This is a genomic window from Actinomycetota bacterium, from assembly GCA_004297305.1.
GTDB lineage: Bacteria > Actinomycetota > Actinomycetes > S36-B12 > FW305-bin1 > FW305-bin1.
The window spans coordinates 277,891-295,898 of record SCTR01000006.1; the positions used below are offsets into that span (position 1 = coordinate 277,891).

The window sequence follows — 18,008 nt, forward strand, 5'->3', positions numbered from 1 at the left end:
GGTGTCGTGCTCACCGGTCGCCCCCCGCCGGCCCGGCCGCCGGGCCCGGGGCTGCCCCGAGGACGGCCAGTAGGGCCGCGGCCGCCTCAGGGGCCAGCCGCCCCGCGGCCAATGCGCGGTCGGCGGTCAGCCGGGCCAGTGCCAGGTACGCCGCCAGCCCCGCCGGCGACACCGCGCCGATCTCCCGGACGTGCGCGGCGACGGTACCGGCGTCGCCGCGCGCGACCGGGCCGGTCAGCGCCGCGTCGCCGTACCGCAGGGCGTTGTCCAGCGACGCCGACAACAACGGAGCGACCAGGCCCGGCGGGTCCGCGACGCCGGCTGCGGCGAGCAGATCCAGCGTCTGGACGACCAGCGTGACCAGGTGGTTCGAGCCGTTCGCGAGGGCTGCGTGGTAGAGCCCGCGCCGGTCCTCGGCCACCCAGACCGGCTCGCCACCCATCTCGACCACCAGCGCCTCGGCGACCGGCCGCAACACCTCCGGTGCGGTGACGCCGAACGGGCAGCCGTCCAGCCGGGGCAGGTCGACGCTGGTCCCGGTGAAGCTCATCACCGGGTGCAGTGCCAGCGGCAGCGCTCCCACCGCGGTCGCCGTATCCAGGACCGCGATGCCGTACCGGCCGGAGGCGTGGACAAGGAACTGGCCGGGGCGGACCGCGCCGGTCGTCACGAGGCCGTCGACGAGCGTCGGCAGGACGTCGTCGGGCACGGTGAGCCAGACCAGGTCGGCGGCGGCGAGCACCTCGGCCGGCTCGACGAGGGGGACGCCGGGCAGCAGCGCGGCCGCACGTTCCCGGGACACCGCCGAGACGGCGTACGCCGCCACCACCGGATGCCCGGCGCGGGCCAGCGCGGCCGCGAGGACGGCACCGGCTCGGCCCACCCCGACGACGCCGGTCCGCAGCCGCGGTGGCGCCTCGGCTTGCTCACTCACGACGCGACCCTCTCACCACCGCGTTGGCCGGCGCCGTACCCCTACCGGGCGGGGCGGGCGGAGGCACCGGCAGCCCGCTACGGCTTGGCAGCGGCCGGCAGCAGTGAGAAGGATGGACTCATGAGCATCCAGCTCAACCACACCATCGTCGCCGCCCGGGACAAGTCCGCCGCCGCGCAGTTCTACAGTCAGCTGCTCGGTCTGCCCGAACCGCAACCGTTCGGACCGTTCATGGTCGTGGAGTTGCAGAACGCGGTGTCCCTCGATTTCGTCGACGCCGGACCGGAGATCACGACTCAGCACTACGCGTTCCTGGTCGGGGAGACGGAGTTCGACGAGATCCTCGGGCGTATCCGGGCCCGCGGCCTGACCTACTGGGCGGATCCCGGACACCACCAGCCGCACAGCATCAACCACCGCGACGGTGGCCGCGGCGTCTACTGGTCCGACCCGGACGGACACAACCTGGAGATCCTCACCAGGCCGTACGGCGGCTGACCGCACCGGGCGTTTCAGCCGCCGGCTGCCGTGGTGACGTGAGCGAGGATCCGCCGGCGAAGGTCGGCCCAGCCGTCCTGCGCAGCCGCCAGGGCGACCGGGTCGATCACCATGCCGGGCGGCAGGTGCCCGGCGAGCCCGGCAAGGTCCGCCGGACGGATCTCGATGTGGAACTGCAACAGGACCGAGTTGCCGATCGCCGCCGCCTGACAGGCGGTGATCGGCGTGCTGGCCAGCGTCGTTCCGACGCCGCTGGCGATGGCGTCGTCGTGCCAGTGCAGCACCTCGGCCGGCAGCGCAGCGCCGAACACGTCGCGCGCCGCCTCGGTCCAGCTCACCGGCGCGATGCCCAGTTCGGTGTGGCCGCCGCGGTCGATGGCCGCGCCGAGGGCGGCTGCGGTGAGTTGGGCCCCCAGGCACACCCCGATGATCGGCGTGCCCCGGTGCTGCAACGTGGCGATGAGCCGCCGCTCACCGGCGAGCCACTCGTGACGGTCGTCGTCGCGGGCGTACATCGGTCCCCCCATGACGAGCAACCCCGCGAGGTCCCCGTCGTCGGGGTCCGGCAGCGGGTCGGTCGCCACGTGGCAGACCTCGAGGGGTACTGCTGCGGCAGCCAGCGTCTCGGCCCAGCCGGCCGGCGACTCGTAGCGGACGTGCTGCAGGCAGACCCACCGTGGCATGCCGGCAGTCTGGACCGACCCTTGGCCCCGTGGCCGGGCGACCACCTCAGTCCGGCGACGCGCCTCAGTCCGGCGACGACCTCAGTCCGGCGACGACCTCAGTCGGGCGACGCGCGCAGGTAGGGGTCGGCAGCGGGGTCCACGTCGAGTTGCACATCGACCGGATCGGTCACCGCGCTCAGCGGGAAGCGCAGGGTCTCCAGCGGCACGTCGCCGTCGTCGACGGCCCGGTCGTCCTCCGGTACGACGGCCGCCGGCGGTGGACCGCCCGGCGTCGGCAGCAACGTCCGCGTCACGTGCTCGACCAGGCCGCTGGCGGTGTCCAGCCGCTGCCGCAGGTCGGCCACCTCGTCCAGCAGCACCGTGGTCGTCGTCGGGCCGCCACCCGGCGCCGGCGAGCCCGCCGTGGTGCCCGGCTCGGCCGGCGTATCGGTATCGGTGTCGGTGTCGGCCTGGTCCGGCTCCGCTGCACCGGGTACTGCTGCAGCCGGCGAGACGCCGGGCAGGAAGGCGGTGCGCATCCGCAGCATCGCCACCTCGAGGCGGAGCGCAGTCACTTCGGCGGTCTGCTCGTGGGCGGCCTCGACCGTGCCGGCGACGACGTGGTGCAGTCCCGACTGGCCGCGACGCAGCCACCCGATCTCGTCGGCCTGAGCCGCGATATCGGCTGCCTGACGGGCAAGGTCGCCGCGCAGCTGGGCCAGTTCCTCGCGGAGCCGCGCCACGTCGGCGCGCGACGCGGCGATGTCGGCGATCAGCGCCGACTTCCGCCGGCGACGACTGTGCCGACCGGACGTCATGGCCAGCAGCGTAGGGCGGCGACCGGCGCTGACCCCGCAGCCACGGCCGCAGCCGACCCGTGTCCCCCGCGCTGCGCCTCGGCGGGCGCGAGAAACCATCCTCGTGTCAGCCGGTGTGGCGGCCGTGCTCGCGCAGGTAGGTGACGAAGCGGGCCCGGAACAGCGGCTCGAGCTCCTCGCCGATCCGGGCACTGCCGAAGGCCTCCCGGGCCGCCTGCACCGTCTCGATGATGCTGCCGCCGATCTCTCCCAGCGACCCGCCCTCGTCGGCCATCGCGTGCGCGGCTTCGGTGTGCCGCAGCAGATCGACGAAGAACCCGAGGTCGAGCCGGCGCTCGGCGAGGTGGAACGCCCGGTCGCGTAGTTCCTCGTACGGCAGGTCCTCGAGGGCAGTGGAGCTTCCGGTGGCGTCGGTCATGGCCGTGAGACTAGGACCCGACGACGTCGCCGTGTCAGCGGCCTGACACCAGTACAGCGACACCGGTGTCGCCGGCGCGGCCGGCGCTATGGCAGGAGCCGCGACGACGGTCGGTCGGTCACCGTCGCGACGGCCCCGCCACCGCGCACCCCGCCGGCGCCGTCACCGGACGGGCCATCGCCACGGTCGTCGTCGTGATCGTCCGGCAGCCGGCACAGCCGCTCGAGCCACAACGCCACGGCCACCAGCGCCGCGGCACCGGTCGCGGCCACCACCGCCGCAGTGAATCGCTGCGCCGCAGCGGGGATATGCAGCATCGGCGCCAGCCCGACCGCAGCTCCGGCGTAGAACCCGGCCACCGCCGCCCCGGTCCGCGACGCGGCCATCGCCAGCGCGGCGGATCGAGCCGCCACGATCGGCGCGAGCGGGACCGCTCCCGGTGCTCGCCGCAGCCGGGGCCGGATCAGCAGCGCCCAGAGCCCGACGCCGGCCGCGAGCAACCAGGTCGCCGCGCCGGCCGTCCACGGCACCGGAAGGATCCGGCCACCGAGGCTGTCCACCAGACGTACTGCGCCCCAACCGATCGCGGCCGCGACGACGGCCACGGCCAGCAGCACCCGCAGCCGGGTCGGTCTCATCGGCGGCCACCGACGGCACCGACCAGGACGAGGTCGCGGCGGTGGCGTACCCCGGCATCGCCGACCGCGGCCGCCAGCTCGGCCACTCGACCGCGGCCGGGGATCACGAAATCCGGGTCGACCTGCGCCCACGGCACCAGCACGAAGCCGCGCTCGTGAGCCCGCGGATGCGGCAGCGTGAGGACCGGGTCGTCGCTGACCACGTCGCCCACGGCCAGGATGTCGACGTCCAGAGTCCTTGGGCCCCACCGTACTTCTCGGGTACGCCGCGCCGCCTGCTCGGCGGAATGGGCGATCGCCAGCAGTGCGGACGGGGCGACGTCGACGTCGGCCACGACGACGGCGTTGAGGTACGCCGGTTGCGCCGGGCCACCGACCGGATCGGTCTCGACCACGTCGGAGATCGCGACGAGCCGTACCCCGGCAGCACCCGCGATCAGGTCGACGGCTCCTTGCAGGGCCGACAACCGGTCACCGAGGTTGGCGCCCAGCGCCAGCGCAGCGCGCACGGTCACCGAGCACCTGCGTCGTCCGGTTCGGTCCGGCTGCGCCGTACCGTCACCACGACGTCGGCGAACGGCACGGGGATCGGCGCCTGGGGCTTGTGCACGCTGATCTCGGCGACGACAACCGCCGGCCGTAGCAGGCACACGGCGACCAGCCGGGCGGCGAGGGTCTCGATGAGATCCACCGGGTCACGTTGCACCGCCGCGACGAGGTCGGCCGCCAGCGCGCCGTAGTCCACCGTCAGCGCCAGGTCGTCGGCGGCTGCGGCCGGGCGGGTGTCCAGGCCCAGCACGGCGTCGACGACGAACTCCTGGCCGTCGCGCCGCTCATGTGCCAGGACGCCATGATGCCCGCGCGCGCGAACGCCGAGCAGCCGCACCACATCCAGGCCGTCGGCCCACGGGACGCTCACGACTGGCCGCCTTCCCAGGAGGTTCCGCCTTCTGAAACAGTTCCGCCTTCTGAAACAGTTCTGCCTTCTGAAACAGTTTCGCCTTCCCGGGCAGTTCCGCCTTCCCGGGCAGTTCCGCCTTCCCGGGCAGTTCCGCTTTGCCAGGCAGTGACGACGCGGACTGCGTCGGCGCTGGCCCGTACGTCGTGCACCCGAACGCACCACGCGCCGGCGGACGCCGCCAGCGCGCTGATCGCCGCGGTCGCGTCATCGCGGTCGGCGACCGGGCGCGGAGCACCGTCGGTCGCCAGCAGATCACCGAGGAAGCGCTTCCGCGATGCGCCGACGAGCACCGGCCGGCCCAGCGCCCGCAGTGCATCCAGCCGCCGCAGCAGGGCCCAGTTGTGCGTTGCGGTCTTGGCAAAACCCAGCCCGGGATCGACGACGATCCGGTCGAGCGCGAGGCCGGCCCGGTCGGCGTCTGCCAGCCGGGCGGCGAGTTCCGCGCAGACATCGGCGACCACGTCGTCGTACGTCGCGAGCGCGGCCATACCCGCCGAATGGCCGCGCCAGTGCATGGCGACGTACGGCACGGGCAGGTCGGCAACCGTCGGATGCATCCGGGCGTCGGCAAGTCCCCCGCTGACGTCGTTGACCAGGCAGCTGCCTGCGTCGACGGCTGCGGTGGCGACGGCTGCGCTCATGGTGTCGATGCTGACCGGTACGCCGGCGCCGACGAGACCCCGGATCACCGGCAGCACCCGCCGCAGCTCCTCGTCGTGGCCGACCCGGGCGGCGCCGGGCCGGGTCGACTCCCCGCCCACGTCGACCAGATCGGCGCCGGCGGCGTACAGCTCGGTGCCGCGGCGTACCGCGGCGACCGGGTCGAGGTAGCGGCCGCCGTCGGAGAACGAGTCGGGGGTGACGTTGAGGACGCCCATAACCAGGCACCGGTCGAGCGCGGCCAACTCCGCCGGCAGCCCCTGCGGATGCCGCACGGCTGCGGGCGTCACGACCCCAGGATGAGCGACATCGCTTCGGCACGGGTGGCCGGATCGCGCAGCTGACCACGGACCGCGCTGGTCACCGTCTTCGCGCCGGGCTTGCGGATGCCTCGCATCGACATGCACAGGTGCTCGCACTCGATGACGACGATCGCGCCGCGCGGGTCGAGGATCCGCACGAGGGCGTCGGCGACCTGGGTGGTCAGCCGCTCCTGCACCTGCGGCCGCTTCGCGTAGACGTCCACGAGCCGAGCCAGCTTGGACAGCCCGGTGATGCGGCCGTCCTCCGCGGGGATGTAGCCGACGTGCGCCACACCGTGGAACGGCACCAGGTGGTGTTCGCAGGTCGAGTACAGCTCGATGTCCTTGACCAGCACCATCTCGTCGTGGCCGAGGTCGAACGTGGTGCTGAGGACTTCTTCGGGAGCCATCGTCAGGCCGGCGAAGGTCTCGGCGTACGCCCGGGCGACCCGCTCCGGCGTCTCCCGCAAGCCCTCGCGCGTCGGATCCTCGCCGACGGCCAGCAGCAGTTCGCGGACGGCCGCGACCACCCGGTCGTGGTCGAAGGGGCGGACGACGGTCCCGTCGGGCAGGACGACGGGGTTGACGGTCGGTGTGGTCACGGCCGGATCATCCCGCCGTGCCGGGGTGCGGGTGTCCAGTGGGGCCCGGTACCGGACCGGTCGGCGCCGGGGCACTCCCGTTGGCCGGCGCGCCGCTGGCCGGAGCGCCGCTGGCCGTCGTACTGCCGGCGCCCTCCGTACTGCCGTTCGCCGGAGTGCCGTTCACCGGAGTGCCGTGGGCGGCGGCGCCGCCCTGGTCGGCCAGCCGCTCGCGCGGGGTGAGCACCGGACCGCGGTCGGACGGCCGCCGGCGGGTCGAACCGGTCCAGGCCGGCCGGGTGTCCCGGACGACGACGGGCGCGAAGATGCGCTCCACGTCGGCCTTGTCCAACGTCTCCTTCTCCAGCAGCTCCAGCACGAGGTGGTCGAGCACGTCGCGGTTGGCGACCAGCACCTCGTAGGCCTCGTGGTGCGCGGTGTCGACCAGCTTGCGGACCTCTTCGTCGATCGCCGCGGCGATCTCCTCCGAGTAGTCGCGCACGTGGCCCATGTCGCGGCCGAGGAAGACCTCGCCCTGCTCCTGGCCGTAGCGGATCGCGCCCAGCCGCTCGGTCATCCCGAACTGCGTCACCATCGCGCGGGCGACGGACGTGGCCTTCTCGATGTCGTTGGACGCCCCGGTCGTCGGGTCGTGGAACACCAGCTCCTCGGCGGCCCGGCCGCCCAGCATGTACGCGAGCTGGTTGAGCATCTGGCTGCGGGTCGTGGAGTACCGGTCGGCGTCGGGCAGCACCATCGTGTAGCCCAGTGCCCGCCCCCGCGGCAGGATCGTGATCTTGTGCACCGGGTCGTTGTCCGGCAGCGCCGCGGCGACCAGGGCGTGGCCGCCCTCGTGGTACGCCGTGATCTTCTTCTCGTGGTCGTCCATCACCCGGGTACGGCGCTGCGGGCCGGCGATCACCCGGTCGATCGCCTCGTCCAGCGCACGGTCGTCGATCAGCGTGGCGTGCGAACGGGCCGTCAGCAGGGCGGCCTCGTTGAGCACGTTGGCCAGGTCGGCGCCGGTGAATCCCGGCGTACGGCGAGCGACAGCCATGAGGTCCACGCCCGGTGCCAGCGGCTTGCCGCGCGCATGAACCTGCAGGATCGCGAATCGGCCGGTCAGGTCGGGACTCTCGACGGCGATCTGCCGGTCGAACCGGCCCGGCCGCAGCAACGCCGGGTCGAGGATGTCGGGCCGGTTCGTCGCGGCGATGAGGATGACGCCGCCGGCCACGTCGAAGCCGTCCATCTCGACCAGCAGCTGGTTGAGCGTCTGCTCCCGCTCGTCGTGCCCGCCGCCCAAGCCTGCGCCGCGGTGGCGGCCGACGGCGTCGATCTCGTCGACGAACACGATCGCCGGGGCGCTGGCCTTCGCCTGCTCGAACAGGTCACGAACCCGGCTGGCGCCGACACCGACGAACATCTCGACGAAGTCCGAGCCGGAGATCGAGAAGAACGGCACGCCGGCCTCGCCGGCGACCGCCCGGGCCAGCAGCGTCTTGCCGGTGCCGGGCGGGCCGTACAGCAGCACGCCCTTGGGAATCTTCGCCCCGACCGCCTGGAACCGGGCCGGCTCCTGCAGGAACTCCTTGATCTCCTGCAGTTCTTCCACGGCCTCCTCCGCCCCGGCGACGTCGGCGAAGGTCGTCTTCGGCATGTCCTTGTTGAGGGCCTTCGCCTTGGACTTCCCGAAGTTCATGATCCGGTTGCCGCCGCCCTGCATCTGGCTCATGAAGAAGAACAGCAGCAGCACGATGATCGCGATCGGCAACAGCGAGACCAGGAGCGTCACCAGGACGCTGTCCTGCGGAACGGTGACCTTGTAGCTGGTCAACTGGCCGGCGTCCACCTTGGACTGCAGCAACTCCTGCAGCCGGACTCCCTGCCCGTTGATGAACTGGGTCGTCTGCTTGTCGCCGTTGGTCAGCACGAGCTCCAGGCGCTGCTCGCGGTCCACGAGAGTCGCCTGGGACACCTGGTTCTGCTGGATCTCCGTGATCGCCTGGCTGGTGTCGACCTGCGTCGGCCCGCCGATCCCGGACACGAGGTTGGAACCGACGAGCACCAGCACGACGGCGAGCACGACCCAGAAGATGGGCCCGCGGATGATGCGCCTGACGTCCATCGAGCGGGGTGGCCCCGTCCCTCCTGCCGTGGGGTGGTGCCAGCCGCAGCCGGCGCCCTAGACGGTACACGCCGGTTCGGACACGTCGCCCAGCGTTGACCTGCTGGCCAAACGCCCGGTGGCCACTGCGGTGTTCCCACCGCCGACGACGAGGCGGCAGCCGAAGTCGGCGACGGCGGGTCAGCCGCCGTACACGTGCGGAGCCAGCGTCCCGACCACCCGCAGGTTGCGGTACCGCTCGCCGTAGTCCAGGCCGTACCCGACGACGAACTCGTTGGGGATGTTGAAGCCGACGTACCGTGCCTCGAGGTCCACCTTCATGGCGTCGGGCTTGCGCAGCAACGTGCACACCTCGACCGACGCCGGGCCGCGCGACCGCAGGTTGCGCAACAGCCACGACAGCGTCAGGCCCGAGTCGATGACGTCCTCCACGAGCAGGACGTCCCGGCCGGCGATGTCGCGGTCGAGGTCCTTGAGGATCCGGACGACGCCCGAGGACTTCGTCCCCGATCCGTACGACGAGACCGCCATCCAGTCCATCTCGACCGGCCGCTGCAGCGCCCGCGCCAGATCGGCCATCACCATGACGGCGCCCTTGAGGACGCCTACCAGGACCAGCTGCCGACCGGCGTAGTCCGCGTCGATCTCGGCGGCGAGCTCGCCGATGCGGCGGTGCAGGGTCTCCTCGTCGATCAGCACCGAGGCGAGGTCGCCCTCGAGGTCCTTGGCGTCCACGGGACCTCTCCTCGCTGCCGGCGTACGACGAAGCATCCGGCCGGGCGGGCCCCCGCGACCCCGCAGGCCGAGCCCTCAGTCAGGCTGCGGCTGCCGGCGCAGCGTCAGCCTGCCACACGCGCGTGACGCGCAGACAGCACCCGGCAGAGCGACCGGTCCCTGCCCCCGCCACGCGACGACGAGCGCGTCGAGCCGACCGACGTGACCGGCCGTCAGCGCACCGGCTGGCGCGCCGGCCTCGCGGGCAGCGGCGAGCAGGACCCGGGAGCGGACCGCAACCGGTACCGCGGCCAGGACGGCGCAATCGAGGACGACGCCGACCGTGTCCGCCCGGCTCGCCGCGGGCGGCGCGGCGACCCGGGCTCGTCCGGCGACCAGCGCTCGTCCGGCGACCTCCGCGGCCCAGTCGTCGAGCGCGTCGGCGTCGGCCCGCAACAGGTCGGCCGACCGGGCCAGCGCCGCCACCACCGCCGGACCCAGTTCGGCGGTGAGGACCGGCAGGGCCCGGTCGCGGACCCGCACCCGGGCATAGCGCGCGTCGGCGTTGTGCGGGTCGTCCCACGGCTGCAGGCCCGCGGCCTGCACCGCGGCGCGCAGCACCGAGCGAGGCAGCCCCAGCAGCGGCCGTCGCAGCAGCCCGGCGACCGGCGCCATGCCGGCCAACGACCGCGCCCCCGACCCGCGCGCCAGACCGAGCAGCACCGTCTCGGCCTGGTCGTCGCGACTGTGGGCCAGCAGCACGGCCGCGGCACCGTGGCGTTGCGCGGCCGAGATCAGCGCCTGGTGGCGCGCCGCGCGCGCGGCAGCCTCCGGCCCACCCGAGCCGGGCCCGGCCGCCACCTGGACCGAGACGACGTCGACCGGCGCCAAACCGAGCCCGGCGCACTGCGACGCGGCCAGTTGCGCCACCGCGGCCGACCCGTCCTGCAGGCCGTGGTCGACGACGACCGCACCCGACCCCGGCCGTACCGCCGCCGTCGCCGCGGCCAACGCCAGCGAGTCCGCGCCGCCCGAACACGCCACGAGCACCACCGCCCCGGGCGGCAGGTCGGCCAGTCCCGCGCGGACCGCGGCGCGGACTGCGCCTTGCGGGCTTCCCGGCGACCCGCCGGGGCCGGCCGGGGTGACGGCGACCATCGCCGGTCAGCCGGCCCCGCCGACCACCCGGGCCACCCAGGCGGCCGGGTCGGCGATCTCGCCGCGGGTCGGCAGGTGCTCCGGCGTCGTCCAGACCCGGGCGAAGCCGGCCTCGCCGGCACGAGCCAACACGCCGCGGACGAACGCGGCGCCCTCGGAGTACTGCCGCAGCTTGGCGTCCAGCCCGAGCAGCCGGCGGGCCAGCCCGTCGACTGCGCCCGGCTCACGGCGGCGGCGGTCGAACCGTTCGCGGATCTGCGCCACGGTCGGCACGACCGACGGACCCACCTCGTCCATGACGTGGTCGGCGTGCCCCTCCAGCAGGGACATCAGAGCGGTGAGCCGATCGAAGACGGCCCGCTGCGCCGGAGTCTGCGCGGCCTCGACCACGCTGGCGTCGGTGTCGCCGCGCAGGACGCCGACCAGGGCCCGCAGCAGCGCCAGCGCGCGCCGTACCGCGTCGCCGGCGGTCAGGTCGGCAGCCAGCAAGTACTGGTCGATCTCCGCCCGGAGGTGATCGCCGAGCCACGGCACTGCGCCGAACTGGACCCGGTGGGTCTCTTCGTGCAGCGCCACCCACAGCCGGAAGTCCCGCGGATCGACCTCGAGCTTGCGCTCGACCTGGACGATGTTGGGCGCTACCAGCAGCAGCCGGTGCGGGCGCCCGGGCGCCGCGAACGCCTCGAACTGGCCCAGCACCTTCCCGGACAACCACGCCAGCACCGCCCCGACCTGGGCCCCGGTGGCGCGGGAGCCGACAGCGGCGATCGCCCCGGCGGCCGGGGCGCCGGACGCCTGCTGGCGTGCCCGGACCCGCTCGAGGTACGGCGTGACGACCGTCCGGAAACCCTCGACGTTGGACAGCAGCCAGGCCTGCCGGTCGACGACGACGGTGGCCGCGTCGGTGCGGGCGATCAGGCCCGTGACCTCCCGTACCGGACCGACGGCGGCGGCGGCCACCTGCCGCAACTGGTCGACAGCCTGGCGCGCAGCGGCAGGAGTGGCCGGCGGGCCGCCCGGGACCAGCCGGAGGCCGGTCGCCGCGGCGAGGTCCCAGTCGACGACATCCGCCATACGTCGACCCTAGGCGACCACGACCGCCGCAGCCGCCGGTCGACCGATCATCGGCAGCCGCAGCTCAGCCACAGCCGCGGCTCAGCGATATCCGGAGCTCAGCCACAGTCGAAGGTCAGCGACAGCCGCAGCCGGCGATGGCGGACGCGATGCGGTCCAGCGCGGCGGGCGCCGACGCCGGGTCTCGCACCCGGTCGGTGAGCACGGCGAAGACCAGCAGCCGGCCGTCGGCGTCGCGCACCGTGCCGGCCAGCCCGTTGACCCCGGTGAGGGTGCCGGTCTTGGCGCGGACCGTGCCCGCGCCCGCCGCGGTGGCGGGGCTGGCGTACCGGTCCGCGAGCGTGCCGGTGGCCCCGGCGACCGGCAGCCCCGTCATACCGGGCCAGCCGTACGGCGCCGCCCCGGTGCTCAGCGCGCTCAGCGTGCCGGCGAGGACCTGCGCCGGGACTGCGTTGCCGCGCGAGACGCCGCTGCCGTCCACGACGGTGAGCCCGGCGACGTCGACACCGAGCTCGCCGAGGACCTGCCGGGTCGCCGCGGCGCCGCCGGCGAAGGTCGGCTGACCCAGCAGCGCGCGGCCGGCCAAGTGCGCCAGCGCCTCGGCAATGTCATTGTCGGAGTAGGTGAGCATCCGCTCGACGACGTCGGCCAGCGGCGGTGAGCTGACCGCGGCGACCTCGGTCGCGGCCGTCGGGGCCAGCCCGCGGACCACTCCGGCCACGGTGACTCCCAGTCCGGACAGCAGCCGGGCGAACGTCGTTGCCGCGGCCATCGCCGGGTCCGCGGACCGCGACGTCGCCGCCGGACCGGTGCGGCCGGCGTCGACCGACAGGGCGCTCACCGGGGACACCACCCCGAGCGCCGGGTACGACGGTTGCCAGCCCGGCCCCAGCTTCGGACCGCTGAACAGGCTGTCGTCGACGACGAGGGTGATCGTCGTCTTCGACGGCGCCCCCGCGCCGCGCTCGGCGGCCAACGCCGCGGCGGTACGGGCGGCCAGATCGGTCAGCGTCGCCCCCGGCGGGCTCGCCGTACCCAGGTCGCCGTCGCCGGCGTGCCCGACCTGCTGGTCGGCCGGGGAGGTGACCAGCGTCGCGTCGCCACCCCCGACCAGCACCAGCTGGCCGGGTGCGCTGCCCCGCACGACCCGCGTGGTGAGCCGGCTGTCCGGTCCGAGCGCCCGTAGCGCCGCGACCGCGGTCAGTGTCTTCAGCGTGGAGGCAGGGATCGTCGGGCGCGAGGCTGTCGCGTCCAGCAGGACGGTGCCGGTGGCGGGGTCAACGACGGTGGCCGATACCGCCGGCCCGAGCGCCCGGTCGGCCAGCAGTGGGGTGAGCGCGGCCGTCAGCCCGGCGGTGGTGGGCACCGGCGCGGCCGAGCCGGCCACAGCGGTCGGCGGCAGCACGACGATGGGGGCCAGCGACGACACCGATGGGGTCGCGGACGGCGTCGGCGTACCCGACGGGGTGCCAGAGGCGGGGCCGGCGAGGCCCAGCGTTGTGATCCCGATGACACCGAAACACAGCGCTGCGCGGCGGCGGGACGCCGTACGACGCTGCCCCACCGTCGCCTCCTCGCCGCGAAACCGCGCTCAGCACAACCACTTTGCGGCCTTCGTGAGCCTCACCGCGCCGCGGCCGGCGGGGCCGGCGGCCGCTCGGTGCTGCTGCGGCACGGGTGACCCCGCGGTGGACTGCCACCTGGCGGCCTACGGGAGACTACGTCGCACACCCCGACGCGTGAGGAGTCACCCCGTGGAGCCGCTGCAGTTCGACGTGACCGTCGAGATTCCCGCGGGCAGCCGCAACAAGTACGAGGTCGACCACCACACCGGCCGGATCCGACTCGACCGCCGGCTGTTCACCTCGACGCGCTACCCGAACGACTACGGGTTCATCGACGACACGCTCGGCCAGGACGGCGACCCGCTGGACGCCCTGGTGATCCTGGACGAGCCGACCTTCCCGGGCTGCGTCATCACCTGCCGGGCGATCGGGATGTTCCGGATGACCGACGAGGCCGGCGGCGACGACAAGGTGCTCTGCGTGCCCGTCGGCGACCCTCGCGTCGAGCACATCCGCGACATCCACCACGTGGCGGAGTTCGACCGGTTGGAGATCCAGCACTTCTTCGAGGTCTACAAGGATCTCGAGCCCGGCAAGTCCGTCGAAGGCGCCTCGTGGGTCGGCCGGACCGAGGCCGAACAGGAGATCAAGGCCAGCCGGGACCGGTTCACCGCCGAGGGTTCCACGCACTGAGGCCCGCCACCCGGCGCCCGAAGTCCTGAGCGCCGGGGAAGCCGGCGCGCCGAGTCGGACCGGCGCGCTCGGTCAGACCGGCGTGCGGTGGAAGTTCTGGAACGACCGGCTCGGGGTCGGGCCACGCTGGCCCTGGTACCGCGAGCCGTAGACGGCCGAGCCGTACGGGTGCTCCGCCGCCGACGACAGCTGGAACAGGCACAGCTGGCCGATCTTCATCCCCGGCCACAGCTTGATCGGCAGCGTCGCGACGTTCGACAGTTCGAGGGTCACGTGGCCGCTGAATCCCGGGTCGATGAACCCGGCGGTGGAATGGGTGAGCAACCCGAGCCGGCCGAGCGAGGACTTGCCCTCCAGCCGGCCGGCGACGTCGTCGGGAAGCGTGATCACCTCGTACGTCGACGCGAGTGCGAACTCGCCCGGGTGCAGGATGAACGGCTCGTCGGCCTCCGGCTCCACGAGCCGGGTCAGGTCCGGTTGCTCCTGCGCCGGATCGATGTGCGGGTACCGATGGTTCTCGAACACCCGGAAGAACCGGTCCAGCCGGACGTCGATGCTCGACGGCTGCACCATCGCGTCGTCGTACGGCTGCAAGGCGACGCGACCGGCGGCGACCTGAGCACGGATGTCGCGGTCGGAGAGCAGCACGGGCCGGAGGCTACTGCTTGGCGACGGTCGCCTGTGCGACCAGATCGATGACCACGGCCCGGGCGGGGATGGCGGCCTGACCCGTCGCGGCGTTCGCCGGCGAACCGGGCAGGGTGAGCAGGACCCGGGAACCGACCGGAATGCCCTGCAGCGGATAGGTGATCGAGCCGTCGCCCTTGGTACCCACCGGGATCGTCGTGGGTACGCCGGCATCCCACGTGCTCTCCACGGCCTTGCCGGTCCAGTCCACCATCGCGTACCGCGTGATGACCTCACCGGGCACGACCGCGGGCCCGGTGCCCTTCGCCAGCACCACCGCCGTCGGCTCGGTCGGCTCGGGAGAACCGGCCGGCACGGTCACCGTGGGCTGCGCCGTCAGGTCACCGGTGACCTGCGGCCCGGTCGAGGGCGCCGGCTGCGGTATGGCGCCGCCCGGCGCCTTCGCGTCGACGGAGTACGCCGCCTTGATCTCGATGAGGAACACCAGCGTGTCGGTGCCCTTGATGCCGGCCTGCGACTGGCCGGCGGTGCCGTAGCCCTCGGCCGGCGGCAGGGCTGCCAGCACCCGGCTGCCGACCGGGAGACCCACCAGCGCCTTGTCCCAGCCCGGCGGGACCTGGCCGACGCCGATGGGGAAGACGGACGCCTCGCCGCGGTCGAAGGAATTGTCGAAGACGGCGCCGTTCCAGATCTGCCCCAGGTAGTCCACGACGAGCTGGTCGCAGGTCCGCACGATCGGGCCGGTACCGGTCGTCAGCACCTGCACGGTGAGCTCGGTCGGAGCCGGGCTGGCCGGGAAGGTGAAGGTGGGCTTGGTCCCGGCCGCGCCCGCGACGGTCGGCAGGGCCGGGTTGGCCGCGGTCGGCACGGGCGCCGGGCTCGCCGCCGGGCAGTCCGCCCCACTGGCCGACGGCGAGGCCGCCGCCGACGGGTCGGCGGCGGACGAACCGCCGCAGGCGGCGAGCAACAGGGCCGACGTCGCCAGCAGAGCGGCGGCAGCGGTACGGCGCATGGCGAAGCCTCAAGAAGGAGGGGGCGGGGGCACCAGCACCCTACGTCGGGCCCGCCGCGCCCGTCGCCGCCGCAGGTACGGGCTTGATACGGACTTCCTATGAGAATCCTGTGACTGCCCGCGGCGGCCGCAGTCCGGCCGAGTGCCCGGCGTACCGATGCCGCCTACCGGACCAACACCCCCGCATCCACCGGAATGGGGATCCCGGTCACGTACCGCGATTCGTCAGAGGCCAGGAACAGCACGGCGTTGGACACATCCTCGGCCTCGACCCACGGGACCCCCAGGGCGCTCAGTGCGGCGAAGCGTTCGCCGACCTGGTCGCGGGTGGGATTGGTCAGATCAGGAGCGAAGAGTTCGTACGTCGCGGTGTTGTGGATCAGGTCGGTGTTCACCGAGCCCGGATTCACGCTGTTCACCCGGATCCGATACGGCGCCAGCTCGAGTGCCAGGGTCCGCATGAGGCCCATGACGCCGTGCTTCGCGGCCGCGTAGTGGCCGACGTGTGGCGCCGATTTCAAACCCATGGCCGAACTGGTGAAGATGATCGAACCGCCCTCACCCTGGTCGATGAGAATCGGAATGACGGCTCTGGCTGTGTTCCAGGCCCCGGTGAGGTTGACGTCGAGGGTGTCCTGCCACTCCTCTTCGGTGAGTTCGTGGGCCGGTCCGTAGGTCCAGCTTCCGGCGTTGGCGCAGACGATGTCGAGCCGTCCGAACTCGGCGACACCCGCCCCCACGACCGTCCGCAATGCCTCGACGTCGCGGACGTCGGCCACCATGGCCACGATCCGCCCACCGAGCTTCTCGACCAGCCGCGTGGTCTCGGTCAGGTCCTCCGGAGTCGCCGCCGCCGCCACGTTGGACCGCAGGCCTTCACAGAGATCGACCGCGATGATGTCCGCGCCCTCGTCGGCGAGCCGCAGCGCGTGACTGCGACCCTGTCCGCGGGCCGCTCCGGTGATGAAGGCGACCTTGCCTTCGACTCGTCCCATGGTTGTCCTCACTTCCACGTCGGTGTCAGCTGAGCGAGATCGTCAGCTCGGGGAGTCCGCGCCGCTACGAGCGATGGTGGCCGCGCCGATCGCCGAGGCGGCAACCCCGGACGTCGACGGCAGCGCAATCGTCTTGGTTTCGAAGTACTCCAGCAGACCCTCCGGTCCATGTGAACGGCCGATACCGGAGTCCTTGTAGCCACCGAAGGGGAGCTCGTGGCCGACGCCGAATGCGTTCACCCCCACCGTCCCGGCGCGAATCCTGCCGGCCAACGCCCTGCCGCGATCGAGGTCGCCGGTGAACACGGCCCCACCGAGTCCGTAGTTGGTGTCGTTGGCGATGCGCAGGGCGTCCTCGTCGTCGTCGTACGGGATCACCGTGCCCACCGGTCCGAAGATCTCCTCCCGGCACAACCGCATCCCGTTGTCGGCCCCGACGACCAGGGTCGGCTCGACGAACCAGCCCTTGGTCAGCCCGGCCGGACGTCCACCACCGAAGGCGATCTTCGCGCCCTCGCCGAGACCGCTGCGGATGTAACCCTCGACGCGGTCGCGCTGCCGCTCGGCGACCAGCGGACCGATATCGGTCGCCGGGTCGAGGGGATCGCCGACCTTGACCTGCTCCAGCACGCCGCAGAACGCCTCCACCATCTCGTCGTGCCGACTGCGTGGGACCAGGATCCTGGCCCAGTTGATGCACCCCTCGCCGTTGTTGAGCAACATCCCGGTATGCAGCACCATCGCGGCGAGCTCATCGAGGTCGGCGTCGTCGAGCACGATGGCGGCGGACTTGCCGCCGAGTTCGAGAATGGCGCGCTTCAACTGCTCCCCGCAGATGGCGCCGATCTTGCGGCCGGCCGCCGTACTCCCGGTGAACGACACCAGGTCGACGTCGCGGCTGCGGACCAGGTGTTCGGACACCTCACGGTCGGCGGGCACGACGTTGAGAACCCCCGGCGGCAATCCCGCTTCGCGGAATGCCTCGGCGAACACATAATCCTGCAACGGAGTTTCCGGTGACGGCTTCAATACCACCGTGCACCCGGCGAGCAGCGCCGGTATCACCTTCTCCAGAGCGAGCGGCACCGGGGCGTTCCACGGCACGATGGCCGCCACCACACCCGCGGGCTCCTTGACGATGGTTGCGTCGGCCTCACCGGGAATCTGGCGCGCCACGGGTTCTGGATACGGGAGGTTTCCGTAGTAGCCGAACTCGTGTGCGACGTTGCCCTGCTGATAGCGGATGATGATGCCGTTCTCCTTGGTGACCAGCTCGCTGAGCTCGGCCGCCTGGGGGCGCAGCACGTCTGCCGCCTTCGCGATGACCGCCCGGCGTTCCTCGACGGCCATCCTCGGCCACGGTCCGGCATCGAAGGCCTGGCGTGCCGACGCGGCGGCGCGATCGATCTCGGCCTTGGTCGCCAAGGTCACGCGGCCGATCCGTTCCTCGGTCGCCGGCGAGACGACGTCGAGCTCTTCGCCCGCCGACGGCGTCAGCTGGTTGTCGATGAACATCCCATGCCGTTCGAACATCATGCCTCCTGTA

Annotated in this window: 20 protein-coding genes; 2 read left to right on the plus strand and 18 right to left on the minus strand. The window is 72.8% G+C overall.

All coding sequences use genetic code 11. The features are described 5' to 3' along the window. Window positions 1-10: 10 nt before the first annotated feature. A complete protein-coding gene (locus tag EPO13_04150) occupies window positions 11-934 on the minus strand; it encodes a DUF2520 domain-containing protein (GenBank protein TAK70166.1) in 924 nt (307 codons plus the stop codon). Window positions 935-1,054: 120 nt separating this feature from the next. Between EPO13_04150 and EPO13_04155 the strand changes: the two genes are divergently transcribed. Beyond that, window positions 1,055-1,432 carry a VOC family protein gene (locus tag EPO13_04155; GenBank protein TAK70167.1) on the plus strand — a complete coding sequence of 126 codons (378 nt, stop codon included), beginning with the start codon at window positions 1,055-1,057 and terminating at the stop codon, window positions 1,430-1,432. Window positions 1,433-1,446: 14 nt separating this feature from the next. On the opposite strand, the gene EPO13_04160 is transcribed toward EPO13_04155, so the two are convergent. The 13 genes from EPO13_04160 to dacB all read right to left on the minus strand — a co-directional run bounded on the left by EPO13_04160 (window position 1,447) and on the right by dacB (window position 13,113). Then, window positions 1,447-2,115, minus strand: coding sequence for a type 1 glutamine amidotransferase (locus EPO13_04160; protein ID TAK70168.1), 669 nt, complete (start codon window positions 2,113-2,115; stop codon window positions 1,447-1,449). A gap of 98 nt (window positions 2,116-2,213) precedes the next feature. Further along, window positions 2,214-2,915, minus strand: a complete 702-nt coding sequence (locus EPO13_04165) for a hypothetical protein (protein TAK70169.1) — start codon at window positions 2,913-2,915, stop codon at window positions 2,214-2,216. A 106-nt stretch (window positions 2,916-3,021) separates the two neighbouring features. Beyond that, window positions 3,022-3,333 (minus strand): hypothetical protein, encoded by a 312-nt coding sequence (locus EPO13_04170; protein ID TAK70170.1) that lies wholly within the window; start codon window positions 3,331-3,333, stop codon window positions 3,022-3,024. A gap of 86 nt (window positions 3,334-3,419) precedes the next feature. Continuing rightward, window positions 3,420-3,971 carry a DUF3180 domain-containing protein gene (locus EPO13_04175; GenBank protein ID TAK70171.1) on the minus strand — a complete coding sequence of 184 codons (552 nt, stop codon included), beginning with the start codon at window positions 3,969-3,971 and terminating at the stop codon, window positions 3,420-3,422. Beyond that, on the minus strand, window positions 3,968-4,486 hold the full coding sequence (gene folK / locus EPO13_04180; GenBank protein TAK70172.1) for a 2-amino-4-hydroxy-6-hydroxymethyldihydropteridine diphosphokinase: 519 nt from the start codon (window positions 4,484-4,486) through the stop codon (window positions 3,968-3,970). Before folK ends, EPO13_04175 begins: the two co-directional genes overlap by 4 nt. Further along, window positions 4,483-4,866: a dihydroneopterin aldolase gene (folB, locus tag EPO13_04185; GenBank protein ID TAK70454.1), complete on the minus strand. Its 384-nt coding sequence runs from the start codon at window positions 4,864-4,866 to the stop codon at window positions 4,483-4,485. The genes folK and folB overlap by 4 nt, the downstream gene beginning before the upstream one ends. A gap of 20 nt (window positions 4,867-4,886) precedes the next feature. Next, the gene (gene folP / locus EPO13_04190; protein TAK70456.1) at window positions 4,887-5,810 is read right to left on the minus strand and encodes a dihydropteroate synthase; all 924 of its coding nucleotides are present in this window, start codon (window positions 5,808-5,810) and stop codon (window positions 4,887-4,889) included. Window positions 5,811-5,878: 68 nt separating this feature from the next. Next, window positions 5,879-6,466 carry a GTP cyclohydrolase I FolE gene (gene folE / locus EPO13_04195; protein ID TAK70455.1) on the minus strand — a complete coding sequence of 196 codons (588 nt, stop codon included), beginning with the start codon at window positions 6,464-6,466 and terminating at the stop codon, window positions 5,879-5,881. Between the two features lie 37 nt (window positions 6,467-6,503). After that, entirely contained in the window at window positions 6,504-8,603 is a 2,100-nt protein-coding gene (gene hflB / locus EPO13_04200) for an ATP-dependent zinc metalloprotease FtsH (GenBank protein TAK70173.1), read from the minus strand. Between the two features lie 180 nt (window positions 8,604-8,783). Continuing rightward, complete coding sequence (hpt, locus tag EPO13_04205; protein ID TAK70174.1) at window positions 8,784-9,338, minus strand: hypoxanthine phosphoribosyltransferase; 555 nt, start codon at window positions 9,336-9,338, stop codon at window positions 8,784-8,786. A gap of 75 nt (window positions 9,339-9,413) precedes the next feature. After that, a complete protein-coding gene (tilS, locus tag EPO13_04210; GenBank protein TAK70175.1) occupies window positions 9,414-10,475 on the minus strand; it encodes a tRNA lysidine(34) synthetase TilS in 1,062 nt (353 codons plus the stop codon). Between the two features lie 6 nt (window positions 10,476-10,481). Further along, window positions 10,482-11,549, minus strand: a complete 1,068-nt coding sequence (locus EPO13_04215) for a coenzyme F420 biosynthesis-associated protein (GenBank protein TAK70176.1) — start codon at window positions 11,547-11,549, stop codon at window positions 10,482-10,484. 115 nt (window positions 11,550-11,664) lie between these two features. Further along, window positions 11,665-13,113 carry a D-alanyl-D-alanine carboxypeptidase/D-alanyl-D-alanine-endopeptidase gene (gene dacB, locus EPO13_04220; GenBank protein ID TAK70177.1) on the minus strand — a complete coding sequence of 483 codons (1,449 nt, stop codon included), beginning with the start codon at window positions 13,111-13,113 and terminating at the stop codon, window positions 11,665-11,667. Window positions 13,114-13,312: 199 nt separating this feature from the next. Between dacB and EPO13_04225 the strand changes: the two genes are divergently transcribed. Further along, a complete protein-coding gene (locus EPO13_04225) occupies window positions 13,313-13,807 on the plus strand; it encodes an inorganic diphosphatase (protein ID TAK70457.1) in 495 nt (164 codons plus the stop codon). A gap of 72 nt (window positions 13,808-13,879) precedes the next feature. On the opposite strand, the gene EPO13_04230 is transcribed toward EPO13_04225, so the two are convergent. The 4 genes from EPO13_04230 to EPO13_04245 all read right to left on the minus strand — a co-directional run bounded on the left by EPO13_04230 (window position 13,880) and on the right by EPO13_04245 (window position 17,995). After that, a complete protein-coding gene (locus tag EPO13_04230; GenBank protein TAK70178.1) occupies window positions 13,880-14,455 on the minus strand; it encodes a dCTP deaminase in 576 nt (191 codons plus the stop codon). Between the two features lie 10 nt (window positions 14,456-14,465). Continuing rightward, the gene (locus tag EPO13_04235) at window positions 14,466-15,467 is read right to left on the minus strand and encodes an FKBP-type peptidyl-prolyl cis-trans isomerase (protein ID TAK70179.1); all 1,002 of its coding nucleotides are present in this window, start codon (window positions 15,465-15,467) and stop codon (window positions 14,466-14,468) included. Between the two features lie 164 nt (window positions 15,468-15,631). Then, the gene (locus EPO13_04240) at window positions 15,632-16,462 is read right to left on the minus strand and encodes an NAD(P)-dependent oxidoreductase (protein TAK70180.1); all 831 of its coding nucleotides are present in this window, start codon (window positions 16,460-16,462) and stop codon (window positions 15,632-15,634) included. Window positions 16,463-16,504: 42 nt separating this feature from the next. Continuing rightward, window positions 16,505-17,995 (minus strand): aldehyde dehydrogenase, encoded by a 1,491-nt coding sequence (locus EPO13_04245; GenBank protein TAK70181.1) that lies wholly within the window; start codon window positions 17,993-17,995, stop codon window positions 16,505-16,507. Window positions 17,996-18,008 lie beyond the last annotated feature (13 nt).